The organism is Enterococcus lactis, assembly GCF_015751045.1.
Classification (GTDB): Bacteria; Bacillota; Bacilli; order Lactobacillales; family Enterococcaceae; genus Enterococcus_B; species Enterococcus_B lactis.
Map to the genome: position 1 here is coordinate 26,774 of NZ_BNJW01000002.1, position 13,968 is coordinate 40,741.

The following is a 13,968-nucleotide window of genomic DNA, read 5'->3' on the forward strand; positions in this document are numbered from 1 at the left end:
CTTGGTTCCTCCTATTTTCGTTTACCTTCTTTTTTCGTATACATGGGTTTTCTTTTCTCGATTTCTTGTAAGAATTGCAAATAATTATCGTAACGTGTCTGTGCGATACCACCTGTTTCTACTCTATGTTTCACTTCACAGCCAGGTTCTTTGGCATGCATGCACTCTCTAAATTTGCAATGGGCAGAAGCTTCCACAAATTCCGGAAATTGTCTTGGCAATTCTCCTGCTTCGATAGTCAAAAAGTCAATCGAGCTGAATCCTGGTGTATCTGCTACTAACCCACCGTAGATAGGGAGAAGCTCCACATGCCGTGTTGTATGCCGCCCTCTTCCAAGTGCATCAGAAATCTCTCCTGTTGCTAAATTCAGTTCTGGAGATATTTGATTCAGTAGTGTTGATTTTCCTGCTCCAGACTGTCCCATGAAGACCGATAGCCGTTCTGGAAAATAACGGATCAATTCTGTCGTGTCACCTGCATGATTAGGTACAATCACTGGGTAGCCTATCTTAGTATAGGTTTGCTTGATTTCTTCGATTGTTTTCGGATCGTCTGACAAGTCGGTCTTCGTCAAAAAAATGAGCGGTTCGATTGATTCATATTCCAAGGTAACTAGAAAGCGGTCAAGCAGATTATAAGAAAATGCAGGTTCCACGATACTTGTGACAATGATTCCAAGATCAACATTTGTGACTGGCGGGCGAACTAATTGATTTTTTCTCGGCAAGATTTCCAGAAGATAGCCGTCTGTTTGATTTTCACTCTCAAAGATTACCTGATCTCCGACAAGCGGCGTGATTTTCCGATTCCGGAAATTCCCTCTTCCTCTTGTTTGATAGGTCTCTCCGTCTGCGTATACATAGTAAAAACCGCTGATTGCTTTTCTGATTTGTCCTTTGATAAGTGCCACCTCCGTTTTTGTTTATTTTACCATATGAAGAGGAAAGTAGGTGTCGTTCCACGCAAACTTCTCAAAGTAAAGGGCTTGAAAACTAATCAAAAGGGATAGAAAACACAAAAAAGGGACTGCGGCACAGTCCCTTCGAATAAACGGTGTTCCAGAAGTAGCTTCTGTCACAACCTCTTTGTTCTATTTTATTAAAAACTTATTTTGAGCTTTCTGAGGTACTATCTGATGAACTTGTGGTGCTGGAAGATTCTTCTTTGGAAGAGCTGCTCGTACTGCTAGAGCTACTTGAGCTGCTAGAACTGTCTGAAGAATCTTTCTCAGAACTAGAAGACGCTGGATCTGGTCCTTTAGAGTAAATCACGTTTACAACCATTCCTTTGGTAATCGTCGTACCTGCCCCTGGCACTGTACGGATTACTTTGTCCTTATCCACCGTGCTTGAATATTCAGAAGTCTCATGACCGATATATTCTGCACCAATACTAGCCAAATAACTTTGTGCTTCGCTTTTTGTATAGCCGGAGATGTCATTCAGTTTAGGTTCTGTTCCTTGGCTTACGACAAAACTGATGTAAGTTTCTTCTGCTACAACTTCACCTGAGACTGGATCCTGACTAATGATCGAACCCGATGGCACAGTGTCGCTATAGTCATAAGTAGCACTAATATTATTGATATTGAATCCTTGTGTAACAAGCCAATTACGGACAGTTTCGTAGTTTTCTCCTACATGACTACTCAAAGTCACTGTTTCTGGTCCTTTGCTGACTGTGAAAGTAATCGTGTCTGTTTTAGGATCGACTTCTGTATCTTCTGATGGAGATTGCGAAATGATCATTCCGCTTTCTACCTCTGAACTGAATTCCTCTTCTTTTTGAATCAAATCAGCAGAAAATCCTAATTCTTTCAAACTTGCTTCAGCATCTTCATAACTTTTACCACTGTAATCGTCTAATTTGATTTTTTTCGTGCCACTGCTGATATAAAGAGTGACTTCGCGTTTTTGCTTGACTGTCGTTCCCGCTGCAGGGTCTGTCTTCACCACATTGCCTTCTTCGATTTTGTCATCTGCAATTTCTTCTGTTTTTGTTGCTACTTCTAATTTCGCTTTTGCGAGTGTTTCTCTGGCAGAAGCTTCAGAAAGATCAGAAACATCAGGAACAACAACTTCTCCTCGTCCGCCATAAGCAAAGAATACAGCTGTTCCGATTCCTAAAACAGCGAGGACAGCTAACAGGATCAGCCACCATTTTTTCTGTCCTTTCTTTTTAGGGTCAGGCAGAACTTCTTCCTCTTCCGGCAATGTTTCGTTTCTCGGTTCGTCTTTTGGCAGAGGCATAGATTTGAAAGAATCCGGCATTGGTGTATCTGCCGCAAGCGGTGTGATAACTTTTGTTTCGTTATCCATCGCATGAGGTTGCCATTTTTCTTCGTTTGCACGAGCTGGTGATAATACTGTAGAAAGATCATCAGACATTTCTTCGGCTGACTTGTAACGGTCTGCAGGTTCTTTAGCCGTCGCCCGTAAAATCACATTTTCCAGTGCTTGCGGTACATTTGGATCAAGTGCCTTTATGGATGGAAGATCATCTTGGAAATGTTTTAAAGCAATCGTCACAGCAGATTCGCCGTCAAACGGCACGCTACCTGTCAGCATCTCATAAAGAATGATCCCTAAAGCATAAATATCTGACTGCTTCGTTGCCATACTCCCTCTTGCTTGCTCAGGAGATAGGTAATGAACAGATCCCAACATCGTATTCGTCTGTGTGATCGATGTTTCAGATAAAGCAATAGCAATCCCGAAATCCGTGATTTTTACTACACCTTCGTTATCGATCAATACGTTTTGGGGTTTCAAATCTCGGTGGATGATTTGATGGTTATGAGCTAAAGAAATAGCAGAAAGAATCTGCTGCATAATATTTACTGCTGTTTCATAAGGAACAGGATAATGTGTTTGGATATATCGTTTCAAGTCCATTCCTTTGACGTATTCCATCACTAGGTACTGCATATTGTCTTCTTCACCAACATCGTAAACACTGACAATATTTGGATGAACGAGTTCTGTTGCTGCTAAAGCTTCTCGCTGAAATCGTCGAATCGCGGTTTGATCATTTTGAAAGTCGAATCGTAAGACTTTGACTGCTACATCTCGATCCAAGATCAAATCGTGCGCCAAAAATACATTAGCCATACCACCACTACCGATATTCCCCGTGATTTGATAACGGCCATTTAATTTTTTTCCCAACTCGATCATACACTGTCCTCCTTATATTCGATAAGAAGAACGGTGATATTATCCGCTCCGCCTGCTTCATTGGCACGATCAATCAGCTCAGTTACTTTATGGGATAACGGGCCTTCTTGATTAATGATCGTTCCTATTTCTTCTTCAGATAGCATATTCGTCAAGCCATCTGAACATAACAGCAAGCGATCTTTTAGCTGCCAAAGATGAGTAGAAACATCTACTTCGACTGTTCCTGGCATGCCGACAGAACGTGTTAAAATATTCTTTCTTGGATGGTTCACTGCCATTTCTTCGCTGATTTCCCCTGATTTGACTAGTTCGTTAACTAAAGAATGATCCTCTGTCAATTGCATGATTTTATCTTCGCGAATCAAATACGCTCTGCTGTCGCCAACATTCGCAATCGTGAACCAGTCATCTGACAGAGCTGCCGCTACGATTGTTGTTCCCATACCGTTATATTCCGGCTGTTCTTGTCCTCGCTGATAAATCAGCACATTTTCCTCTTGAATCGATTGAATGAACCACTGGGCGATTTTTTCATCGTCGGCAGCTTCTTGTTCTTCCCAAGCTTCGCCTAGATTTGTTACCGCCATTTGACTGGCAATGTCTCCAGCACGGTGCCCACCCATCCCATCTGCTAATACAGCAAGCTTGAGACCTGAACGGCTAGTAAATACACTGGCATAGTCTTGATTGGTGTTACGTCGTCTTCCTACATCTGATTGATATTCAATCTGCATTTTTTCACCTCATTACTTTTTGCGCAAACAACAAATGAAAAATCCATCTGTGTAAAACTGATGCGGATACAAAGTCAACATTTTCTCTACGATTGATGATTGTAGCATAGGATCGGTCAAAACATCAATCCTCTCAAAATCAGGGTGTGTTTCCAAGAAAGCAGAAACAACGTCTTGGTTTTCTTCTTTTAAGATCGTACAAGTACTATAAGTCAGAATACCGGAAGACTTTAAAGCTGGTGCGCAGCTTTCTAAAATTTCCAATTGGATTTTTGGTAAATTCGCTAATTCATCCGGCTGTTTTTTATAACGGATATCTGGTTTTCGCCGAAGGAGCCCTAGACCTGAACAAGGCGCGTCTACTAAAATCCGATCGAACTGCTCTGGTTCAAACTGCTTGCTGACTTCTCTAGCATCCATCTTTTGAGCGTAAACAGCAGAAGAGACACCCAGACGTGTTGCATTTTCTTCAATGAGTTTGACTTTGTGTTCATGTACATCTAAAGCAATCACTTCCCCACCACATGAGGGATCCAAAAAAGAAGCAATATGTGTCGTCTTACCTCCGGGTGCTGCACAGGCATCTAAGACATGATGTTCATGCTCGATTTGCATAGACGGCGCTACAAGCATCGAACTTTCATCTTGGATCGTCATGACGCCATCGTGGAACAATGAGCTAGAAGCTAAATGCCCTTTTTTCGCTACTATACCGCATGGACTGACTTGGCTTTTTTCAGCTGTGATCTCTTCTTCTTGCAAAACAGTGATGGCCTGATCTCTGGAAAGTCGGCGTGTATCTACTCGGGCACTAGCATGGCTAGGCTGATATAGCGATAAACCGAGCTTTTCAGTTTCTTCGTAACCGATTTGATCCACCAACCGCTTCGTCATCCATAGAGGCAGGCTGATTTTGACAGAAAGTCTTTCGATAGGATCAGCAATGCCTTGCAGATCTGGTGCTCCTTGACGCTGATAATTCCTCAAAACACCATTTACAAATTTTCCTGTCCCAGGATTTCCTTTTACTTTCGCGATTTCGACCGCCTCGTTTAAAATAGCATGTGCAGGGACTTTATCTAAAAATTCTAATTGATATACAGAAAGATAAAGAAGCGTCTTGACCCAGTCATCCACTTTTTTTGCTTTAGCGATCAATGGTGCAACGTAAAATTCCAATAGTCGCTGATGGCTAATCGTACCGTAGATCAATTCTGTAAATAGACCCACATCTTTTTGATTTAGCTCGCTTTGTTTGATCATCTCATTCAACAAAAGATTCGAGTAGGCGCCACCCTTGTTCACTCGCTCTAATGTCAGTAATGCCATATATCGTACAGATTTTTTCATTTTTTTAGGGATTTTTTTCATTATTTCACCTGCTGACCAATCTGAACTTGCTGACCGCTTCCGTTAAGAAAATCGTGTACGGCTTGTTTTCCTTTACCAGCTGGCTGTAATTCATTGATGGCTAATACAGTCTGTTTACCGCAAGCAATCCATAGATTTTTTTTGTCTTTTCGGATGATCGTGCCTGGTGCTTCGTCTGTACTTTCTGCCAGTACTTCAACTGATAATAATTTCCAGCGTGTACCTTCATAAGTCGTGAATGCAATCGGCCAAGGACGCATCCCGCGTACTTGGTTGTCGATTTCTTCTGCAGTTTTATGCCAATCGACCGCTTCTTGTTCACGTGTGATGTTTGGCGAAAAAGTGGCTTTTGACTCGTCTTGAGGAACTGGTTTTTGTCCATTCAAAATATTAGGCAATGTTTCTAGCAATAGCTTTCTTCCTAAAAGGCTGAGCTTTTCAAACATCGTCCCCACATCATCTTGTTTAGTGATTGGCATGCTTTCTTGCGCATAGATTCCGCCTGCATCCATTTTTTTGATCATTTCCATGATCGTTACACCAGTTTCTTTCTCCCCATTCATGATGGCATAATGAACAGGCGCACCTCCCCGATATTTAGGAAGTAAAGAAGCATGGACATTGATTGCCCCTAATTTTGGCACTTGCAATAACTTTTCAGGCAAGAACTGGCCAAACGCCGCAGTGACGATCAAATCAGGTGCCAATTCAATGATTTCTTCCATTTCTGGCGAACCGGAGATTTTCTCTGGTTGCAACACACGGATACCGTGCTTTAGAGCAGCTTCTTTTACCGGTGTCGGCGTAATTACTCGTTTCCGCCCAACTGGACGGTCGGGCTGTGTGACTACTGCCTGGATCTCGTAGCCTGATTCTATCAGCCCTTCAAGAATTGGCACAGAAAAAGCAGGTGTGCCCATAAATACTAACTTAGTCATCAAGATGTTCCTCCATATATTCTTCAAGTTCTTCTTCCGGGATCTGCTGTACCATTTTCTCAATGAACAGAATACCGTCTAAGTGATCGATTTCATGCTGGAAGGCACGGGCTAAATAGCCGAAAGCTGTCACTTCTATCTCTTCTCCATCTCGGTCATAATAGCGTACAGTCACTTCATCTGCTCGCTTGACTGTTCCATAGACATGCGGAATACTGAGACAGCCTTCTACGTCCATGCTTTCACCTTTTGCTTCAATGATTTCTGGGTTTATCAGTTCGAATTTTTCGCCTTCATCTACTTCGATCACAGCGATTCTCTTGTTTTTTCCTACTTGAGGAGCAGCAATCCCTATTCCGTCATTCGCAATCATCGTCTCATATAAGTTGTCTAACAAAGCAATCGTTTCATCCGTGATCACGTCGATTGGCTGAGCAGGTCTTTTTAATTTATCATTAGGGTGGATCAATATAGGATAGCGCATAAGTTGGTCCTTTCTTAAATAAAGTTTAATGGTTCGTTGTCAATTGCCACAAAAAGACCTTGCCGCTGTTCTTTCTGGCTTCCATTCAAGATTTCATCCAAAACATGAGGAAGATTCGGCTCATGTTTATATTTGATGATCAGTTGATAATAGTATCGATTTTTCACTCTCAAAATCATGCTGGGTGTTGGTCCTAGTAACAAACTTTGAGGACTTAATACTTCTTTTAGCTGATTGGCAATCTGAAAGATTTTCTTTGCCGCCACTTGTTCTTCAGGATGGCTGGCAGTTATTTTCACAGTAAAGTAATACGGAGGGTAACCTCCACGATGCCGTACATGCATTTCCTGCTGATAAAACTGTTCATAGTTTTGTTTTTTAGCCAATTCTATAGCGTAATGCTGAGGATTGAACGTTTGGATCACGACTTCGCCTAGTTTTTCCGCTCGTCCTGCTCGTCCTGAAACTTGGGTCAGCAATTGGAATGTATGCTCGCTAGAACGAAAATCCGGTAAATTCAGGGAGGTATCGGCATTCAACACGCCAACTAATGTGACTTCTGGAAAATCCAAGCCTTTAGCGATCATTTGCGTCCCTAATAAAATATCTGCTTCTTTTGCACCGAATTTTTGTAAAATCTGTTCGTGTGCCCCTTTTCTTCGGGTGGTATCTACATCCATACGCAAAATCCTAGCTTGCGGATAAAGTTCTCGGAGTTCCTCTTCTACTTTTTGGGTGCCTGTCCCATAGTAGCGGATTTTGTTGCCCCCACAATTGGGACAGCGATTAGGAATAGGTTCTTCGTGTCCGCAATAATGACAGCGCATCGAACGTGTATCCATATGCAAGGTAAGAGAGATATCGCAATTAGGGCATGGGAGAACAAATCCGCAGTCTCTGCACATCACAAAAGACGAATATCCTCGACGATTGAGCAGTAGGACAGTTTGTTCTTTTTTGTCTAACCGATCTTGTATCTTTTCCTGCAAATTAGCAGAAAAAGTAGAGGTCCGATGATTCTGAAACTCTTCACGCATGTCTACGATCTCAATAGCTGGAAGTTGTGCAGCTACTTTAGCTCGGTGGTTCAACTGCAATAACTGATACACGCCTTTTTGAGCTCGTGCTCTTGATTCCAAAGAGGGTGTCGCACTTCCAAGGACTATTGGGCAATGATGGTATTTACTGCGCCAAATAGCTAAATCTCTCGCATGATAACGCGGCGTCTCATCTTGTTTATAACTTGATTCATGTTCTTCATCGATAATGATCAATCCTATATTTTTCAGCGGAGCAAAAATAGCAGAGCGCGCGCCTACTACTACTTGTGCTTCTTCCCGCTCGATCTTGCGCCATTCATCATATTTTTCACCTTGGGAAAGTCCGCTATGTAAGACCGCAACTGATTCACCGAAGCGTCCTTTGAATCGCTCGACCATTTGCGGAGTCAATGCGATTTCAGGCACTAACATAATAGCCGTTTTATTTTCTGACAAAACATCAGCGATTGATTGAAGATATACTTCTGTTTTTCCACTACCGGTGATTCCCTCTAGCAAAAAGACCTGATCTTTTTGTTGCTGACCTGCTGTGATGATTTGTTCGACAGCATTTTTTTGTTCTGCATTCAGTTCCAATGCCGTCGTTTGGTCAAATACTCGGTCTTGATAAGGGTCTCGATAACGTTCTGATTCTACAAACTCCAGCCAGCCCTTTTCTTTTCCTTGATTCAAGACAGCAGTACTGATTTCTTTATCTTTGAAATAAGCGATTGGTTCTTCTTGGCTCAGTTCAGATAAACACAAAAGAAGCTCTTTTTGTTTCTTGGCATTTTGCCGTAATTTTGCCCATTCTTCTTCGATTTGTTTTTCAGTTAATAGGGAACGGACCAAACGAATCGTTTTTACTTTATTTCGTGTATGGACTTCGTATTTGATATCTACTAATTGCTCTTGGCGCCAACGAATCAACTGAGAAAGGCTGCCTTCTTCTTCTGCTTCTTTCCAGGAAATCACTTCCCGTTGACCAAACAATGCCTGAATTTCTGGTGTATCTGCCAAAGGATAGATCAATTTATCATATTCTGCTTTCATCACACTCGGAAGCATCGTTTGTAGACAAGTGATTTTGAATGCATAAGTGATCTTTTTCATATAATCAGCTAATGAAAGTAATTCTTCATTGACCACTGGGGCAAGGTCCAGCAAACGGATCACTGCCTTCAACGATGGGTTAGCTGATTCTTCTGATTTTTGGATAGCCATAACAAATCCTTGGACATGACGATTGCCATTACCAAAAGGGACCTCTACCCGCATCCCGACTTGCAAAGCTGTTTCCATTTCAGAGGGAACCAGATAGGTGAATGGCTGATCGGTCTGCATAGTAGGTACGTCCACAATGACTTCAGCTGTTAATGTCATGGTTCGTTTCCTCCTTTTTTTGTCTTTTCATATCAAGCGACAAAAAGTTCCTTGCCTATTTTACTAGAGATCGCTGGATTTGTCTTATTTTCTGCCAAATCCTAACAAAAAATTAACAGCGGATAAGAAAAAAAAGAACTGTGTCAAAAAGTTCAGACACAGCCTTTTCTACCAGACAATAAGAGGCGAATATTTGAAAAGGAAACAGCTGGGTTTGCTTTTCTTTTTAGATGCTCGCTCTACTTTTCTTTATTACATTTTTTGCTCTTCGCGGATACGTGATTCCAATTCGTGTTGTTCACGCTCTTTTTGAGCTTGACGTTCCTCTTCTTCCATCTTCAAACGTTCACGTTTTAATTCAGGATGGGGATCATTGACTACATTCCCTGCATCGATTTCTTCTAAAGCTTGACCAACGCTTTTTACTGAATCAAAAGAATCTAGTGTAGGTTGTGCACTTGCATCCAACTCATGCGCGCGTTTGCTTGCTAAAATTACTAGAGAATATTTTGAATTTACACGATCTAATAGTGAGTCAATTGAAGGTTTTAACATCATAAGACTACATCTCCTTTAACATTTTAATATATTTACCGATTACGCGATCTACTCGAAAATGTTCACTGGCAATAATGTGTTTGATTCGTTCAACTGCTAGCGACACTTCATCATTTACAACAGCATAGTCGTAAAGAGCCATCATTTCGATTTCTTCTTTTGCAACTTTCATTCGTTCTTCGATTACTTCATCTGCATCTGTTCCTCGGCCTACGATCCGTGATTTTAATTCCGCTAAATCTGGCGGAGTCAAAAAAATGAATACACCATCGGGCACTTTTTCTTTGACTTGTTTTGCTCCTTGGACTTCAATCTCCAAGAAAACATCTTTTCCTTCATCCAATGTCTTGTTGACATATGACAAAGGCGTTCCATAATAATTCCCGACATATTCTGCGTATTCCAGCATCTCTCCAGCTTCGATCATTGATTCAAACTCTTCTTTGCTTCGGAAGAAATAATCAACGCCTTCGACCTCCCCTTCACGCATTTTACGGGTAGTCATTGAGATTGAATACTGAAAATCATTATCCTCACTCTCAAAAATTGCTTTTCGTACTGTGCCTTTTCCTACACCGGATGGACCAGACAACACGATTAATAATCCACGCTCTGACATGACGACGTCCTTTCAACTAGTCTTTTTGTACTTATCGTTTATTTTGCACTTTTTTTCTGCAACTTTCAAGGTTATCTTTAATTATAGCTAGAAATTGGTAAAAAAGCTACCCTGTACCAAGAGGTCGTAAAAAAGCTGCCCTGCATCAAGTAATAAGAACAGCCAAATAAAAATGGCTTCTCACATTTTTGCATAAATTTGGCTTCATACCGAGAAAATGGTTTTTGAACATCACTTATTCAAAATAAAAAAAGGTTGTGACACGAATTTTGTCACAACCTTTAAATGTATTCCTAGAGCAAAGAAGCTAAGCGTAGAAATGCAATTCTGATTATTTATTGTATTTCTTTGTTCAGCATCCTTGCTAAAAGCCCATATTGGACAAAGTATTCACTACACCCATGATCTCATCTTTTCGAGAACGTGCTTTTTCTGTCGGATCTTCTACCTCTTCTGTGTCGATTCGAACAATAAATTTCCGATTCATCGTCACGTAAGCACCGTCGTTGATCAAAATAAACAGTTCGTTCTCAGTATAGTCTGCACAGGCATCTTTCCATACGTCAAAGCCGTTTTTTTCAGAAGGGATATCCCGTTTAACAACAGTTTTTCCACTTAATTCGTGGAACGTTACGTCATAGTATTTCATTGTCTCTACCTCTTTCGTCATTCAATATTTTGGACCTGTTCTCTGATTTTTTCTAAGATCGTCTTGGATTGGACGACTTGATTTTTAATTTCGATTGCATTTGATTTGGAACCGATCGTGTTGATTTCCCGATTCATTTCCTGGATCAAAAAATCTAATTCTCGCCCTACAGGACATTGCGCCTCGATAAGTTCATCTAGTTTTTGGACATGGATTGCCAAACGGTCCAGTTCCTCGTGGATATCTCCACGTTCCAGCAAGATAGCCAACTCCGTCAGCAACCGTTGCTCATCCACTTTCGCTCCAAGAAATTCCTCCAGCTTTTTTTGATACCTTAATTGAAATTCCTGTTCATAGATGTCTACAAAACTATTGAGTTTTTTTAGTACTTGTTTGAATTCTTCCGTGTTCTTTTTCAGCACTGAAGCTAAGGCTTGTCCTTCTTTTTCTCGACTGGCTTCAATAGAATCAAGTGCACTTTTCAATGTATCTAGAGCTAACTGTGCCAATTCTTCCATGCTCTCTTCCGGTTTTTCTTCTACCGTTACGAAGTTTTCATCCAGCGCGAAGCGTTCCGCCAGCCGACGAATTGACACTTGATTTTGACTCCCGTATCGTTGTTGAATCCCGTCTGTCAATTGGGTGATAAGTGAATCAATCAATTCCCAGTTGATGACGATCTGCTTTTCATTTTTGCCAATATAAGCTAGATTCACAAATACCTCGATCCGTCCGCGGCTTAACTGCTGTTTGATAAGCTGACGAAAATCGTTTTCAATAAAGTTCAGGATTTTAGGACTTCGTATTTGGACATCTAGAAAACGCTGATTGACACTTTTTATTTCGATATCTAGCTGATATGCTTTTGTTTCGCGGATGGCTTTGCCAAAACCAGTCATACTTTTCATTCGACAGGGTCCTTCCTCATTACATATTTTCTATTGCTTTTTGCAGTTGTTCAAACTCTTCGTTCGTCAGTGTCAGCCCTTTCCCCATCTTTTCATGGTCGGGTGCCCAATCTCGAAGATCGAATTTTGGCGGACGACCATTCCAGCTGACTAAGTTCAGCTCTTTACGCCATCCTTTGTTGTTTTCTGATAAAACAGCGATTTCTTCTACGATTTCATATGAAAATTCTTGTGCCATGGTTGTTCCTCCTTGAGATAATATAAATATAGGATCAGTAATGTGTCAACTGGCTGTTCAAGCAGTTCACGCTGCAAACGATCCTTACATTTTTCTTGCAGCAGTTTTTCAAAATAAACGGCTTTCGTGCGTTCATTTTGTATTTTCTGCTGATATTTTCGATACCTCCGCCATTCTTCTGTACTTAATTGACCAACTTGTGCCAATAAATCGTCTGGCATACTTTTTCTATCTTGTTGGCAGATCATTTGAAACATCCAATCTACTTCATAGACTTTGTTTGGCAATAAAAAATGTTTTTTTGCTAAAAGTTCCAGCATCGCCAGTCCGCATGTTTCTGGTTCGACCCTGTTCTTATATATATTACGCAGTTTTTGCCAAAATTTTATGGTTTTGAAAAAAGATAGCTCTAACTGAAGTTCTTTTATTAAGTAAGATAAAAATCCACGCCAGCATGTTCCTGCTTGTTTGACAGAATCAAATGTATACCAATTCCCGTAGTAACAGCCTAATCGTTTTTTCATTTCCAGATAGCCTAATTGTAAATTTAATTGGTTTCTTTGGCTATCAAAAAGCAGAAAGCTGCCAAGCGTCCACAATGTTTGACATTTCCAATGGATAAACGTATCTGGCACACGGATTCTTTTCGCTGGCCCTGGTCCTTGCACATCCACGACAAACGCCTCTGTTGCGCCTTCGTTAATCGCGATATCAATAGGAATTTTGTTACGATATCCACCATCTGCATATTTATTTTTTCCGATCTTTCGGTAAGCCATAGCAGGATAAAATGAAGCAGAGGCAAGTATCCAATCTGGTATTTCTTCTGTTTTTGTTTGTTGGATAGCAGTCACTACTTCCGCTAGTTCTGGCAATTTAGTAGACACCGTGTATAAACGTATTTTGGAATTGTATTTGAGCAAAGACAAATCTAAATTTTCCTTGACCAGCTTTTCCAATGGCGCAGACGAAACCCCACCTTCAACTAGTGCCGTTTTCGTCATTTGGCGTCTTTCTTGATAGAAACGTTCACGCAAGTCTTCTACGTCAGCCATTTCTGGTAACGCAAGCACTTGTCTGGTTGATAGCTTTTTCCATAAACCCACAGCTTTTTCCATGTCTCCTTGTAAAATCAATGCGCCGTTCAGCGCACCTACCGAGGTCCCAGTGATGATTTCAAATTGGATGTTATGTTCCTTCAGCGCCTGCCATACACCAATCTGATAGGCACCGTGTGCTCCCCCTCCTCCTAATACAAATGCTGTGTGATAGACCAGCTTTTTATTTAGTTGCATGGTTCCTTGATAGCCGTTTTTATGAAAAATACGCAACCATTCTTCTGATAGAGGAGATTGAAATAAAAAACAACAGTTTTCTTTAATAAAAAAACGAGCGCAAGCTTCCATATGCTGAAAAAGTTTTTGCCATTCAAAAGTTACGCCTTCGATCAGCAAGTTATTAAAAATAACATCTTCTCTACTTTTATCAATAGTAAAATAGATGGTATATTTTTTTGATACTGCTTCAAAGGCACATTGCTTTTTTGCAGAACGCCAAAATGCTTCTCTACTTTCTTGATGGCTTTGAAAAAACGGAAGAGGTTGTTTTGCTTGGTTGATACGCGAATACAGCGACATTTTCTGTGAAAAGTAAACTTTTTTTATCTCCATCGCTTTCTCCTTTTTCTTCAAGTATACCAGTACGTCGAAAAAAGTTCATGAGTATCGTATTCGACTTTGGATATTCCATAAGAAAACAATTCATAAAACCACCTTTAAATAAAAAATACAAAAATTAATTGAAAATGAGAGTATTTTCAATGAAAACGTGATTTTGTAATGGAATTTTAAAATAAAAGAAACAAGC

The 13,968-nt window shown here is 40.7% G+C and carries 13 protein-coding genes; all 13 read right to left on the minus strand.

Annotation, left to right across the window (positions count from 1 at the left end; all coding sequences use genetic code 11):
* Nucleotides 1–11 precede the first annotated feature (11 nt).
* Nucleotides 12–911 (minus strand): ribosome small subunit-dependent GTPase A, encoded by a 900-nt coding sequence (gene rsgA, locus KFO35_RS01230; RefSeq protein WP_002315897.1) that lies wholly within the window; start codon nt 909–911, stop codon nt 12–14.
* Between the two features lie 196 nt (nt 912–1,107).
* Nucleotides 1,108–3,177: a Stk1 family PASTA domain-containing Ser/Thr kinase gene (gene pknB / locus KFO35_RS01235; RefSeq protein ID WP_156272014.1), complete on the minus strand. Its 2,070-nt coding sequence runs from the start codon at nt 3,175–3,177 to the stop codon at nt 1,108–1,110.
* Nucleotides 3,174–3,914 carry a Stp1/IreP family PP2C-type Ser/Thr phosphatase gene (locus KFO35_RS01240; protein WP_002315895.1) on the minus strand — a complete coding sequence of 247 codons (741 nt, stop codon included), beginning with the start codon at nt 3,912–3,914 and terminating at the stop codon, nt 3,174–3,176. Before KFO35_RS01240 ends, pknB begins: the two co-directional genes overlap by 4 nt.
* 12 nt (nt 3,915–3,926) lie before the next feature.
* Nucleotides 3,927–5,285 (minus strand): 16S rRNA (cytosine(967)-C(5))-methyltransferase RsmB, encoded by a 1,359-nt coding sequence (gene rsmB / locus KFO35_RS01245; protein WP_002315894.1) that lies wholly within the window; start codon nt 5,283–5,285, stop codon nt 3,927–3,929.
* Nucleotides 5,285–6,223, minus strand: coding sequence for a methionyl-tRNA formyltransferase (gene fmt / locus KFO35_RS01250; protein ID WP_002293059.1), 939 nt, complete (start codon nt 6,221–6,223; stop codon nt 5,285–5,287). Before fmt ends, rsmB begins: the two co-directional genes overlap by 1 nt.
* The gene (gene def, locus KFO35_RS01255; protein WP_002315893.1) at nt 6,216–6,707 is read right to left on the minus strand and encodes a peptide deformylase; all 492 of its coding nucleotides are present in this window, start codon (nt 6,705–6,707) and stop codon (nt 6,216–6,218) included. The genes fmt and def overlap by 8 nt, the downstream gene beginning before the upstream one ends.
* A 14-nt stretch (nt 6,708–6,721) precedes the next feature.
* Nucleotides 6,722–9,130: a primosomal protein N' gene (gene priA, locus KFO35_RS01260; protein WP_002315892.1), complete on the minus strand. Its 2,409-nt coding sequence runs from the start codon at nt 9,128–9,130 to the stop codon at nt 6,722–6,724.
* Between the two features lie 252 nt (nt 9,131–9,382).
* A complete protein-coding gene (rpoZ, locus tag KFO35_RS01265; protein ID WP_002287365.1) occupies nt 9,383–9,688 on the minus strand; it encodes a DNA-directed RNA polymerase subunit omega in 306 nt (101 codons plus the stop codon).
* A gap of 4 nt (nt 9,689–9,692) precedes the next feature.
* A complete protein-coding gene (gene gmk, locus KFO35_RS01270; protein ID WP_156272016.1) occupies nt 9,693–10,307 on the minus strand; it encodes a guanylate kinase in 615 nt (204 codons plus the stop codon).
* Nucleotides 10,308–10,671: 364 nt separating this feature from the next.
* Nucleotides 10,672–10,956 carry a hypothetical protein gene (locus tag KFO35_RS01275; protein ID WP_033650092.1) on the minus strand — a complete coding sequence of 95 codons (285 nt, stop codon included), beginning with the start codon at nt 10,954–10,956 and terminating at the stop codon, nt 10,672–10,674.
* A gap of 17 nt (nt 10,957–10,973) precedes the next feature.
* Nucleotides 10,974–11,864 carry a YicC/YloC family endoribonuclease gene (locus tag KFO35_RS01280; protein ID WP_002315890.1) on the minus strand — a complete coding sequence of 297 codons (891 nt, stop codon included), beginning with the start codon at nt 11,862–11,864 and terminating at the stop codon, nt 10,974–10,976.
* A 19-nt stretch (nt 11,865–11,883) separates the two neighbouring features.
* The gene (locus KFO35_RS01285; RefSeq protein WP_002293064.1) at nt 11,884–12,102 is read right to left on the minus strand and encodes a YdbC family protein; all 219 of its coding nucleotides are present in this window, start codon (nt 12,100–12,102) and stop codon (nt 11,884–11,886) included.
* Nucleotides 12,072–13,772 (minus strand): patatin-like phospholipase family protein, encoded by a 1,701-nt coding sequence (locus tag KFO35_RS01290; RefSeq protein WP_156272018.1) that lies wholly within the window; start codon nt 13,770–13,772, stop codon nt 12,072–12,074. Before KFO35_RS01290 ends, KFO35_RS01285 begins: the two co-directional genes overlap by 31 nt.
* Between the last annotated feature and the right edge of the window lie 196 nt (nt 13,773–13,968).

Coding starts and splice junctions, on each gene's coding strand:
- pknB (WP_156272014.1), bottom strand. CDS start 3,177: ATGATCGAGTTGGGAAAAAAATTAAATGGCCGTTATCAAATCACGGGG.
- KFO35_RS01240 (WP_002315895.1), bottom strand. CDS start 3,914: ATGCAGATTGAATATCAATCAGATGTAGGAAGACGACGTAACACCAAT.
- rsmB (WP_002315894.1), bottom strand. CDS start 5,285: ATGAAAAAAATCCCTAAAAAAATGAAAAAATCTGTACGATATATGGCA.
- fmt (WP_002293059.1), bottom strand. CDS start 6,223: ATGACTAAGTTAGTATTTATGGGCACACCTGCTTTTTCTGTGCCAATT.
- def (WP_002315893.1), bottom strand. CDS start 6,707: ATGCGCTATCCTATATTGATCCACCCTAATGATAAATTAAAAAGACCT.
- priA (WP_002315892.1), bottom strand. CDS start 9,130: ATGACATTAACAGCTGAAGTCATTGTGGACGTACCTACTATGCAGACC.
- rpoZ (WP_002287365.1), bottom strand. CDS start 9,688: ATGATGTTAAAACCTTCAATTGACTCACTATTAGATCGTGTAAATTCA.
- gmk (WP_156272016.1), bottom strand. CDS start 10,307: ATGTCAGAGCGTGGATTATTAATCGTGTTGTCTGGTCCATCCGGTGTA.
- KFO35_RS01275 (WP_033650092.1), bottom strand. CDS start 10,956: ATGAAATACTATGACGTAACGTTCCACGAATTAAGTGGAAAAACTGTT.
- KFO35_RS01280 (WP_002315890.1), bottom strand. CDS start 11,864: ATGAAAAGTATGACTGGTTTTGGCAAAGCCATCCGCGAAACAAAAGCA.
- KFO35_RS01285 (WP_002293064.1), bottom strand. CDS start 12,102: ATGGCACAAGAATTTTCATATGAAATCGTAGAAGAAATCGCTGTTTTA.
- KFO35_RS01290 (WP_156272018.1), bottom strand. CDS start 13,772: ATGGAGATAAAAAAAGTTTACTTTTCACAGAAAATGTCGCTGTATTCG.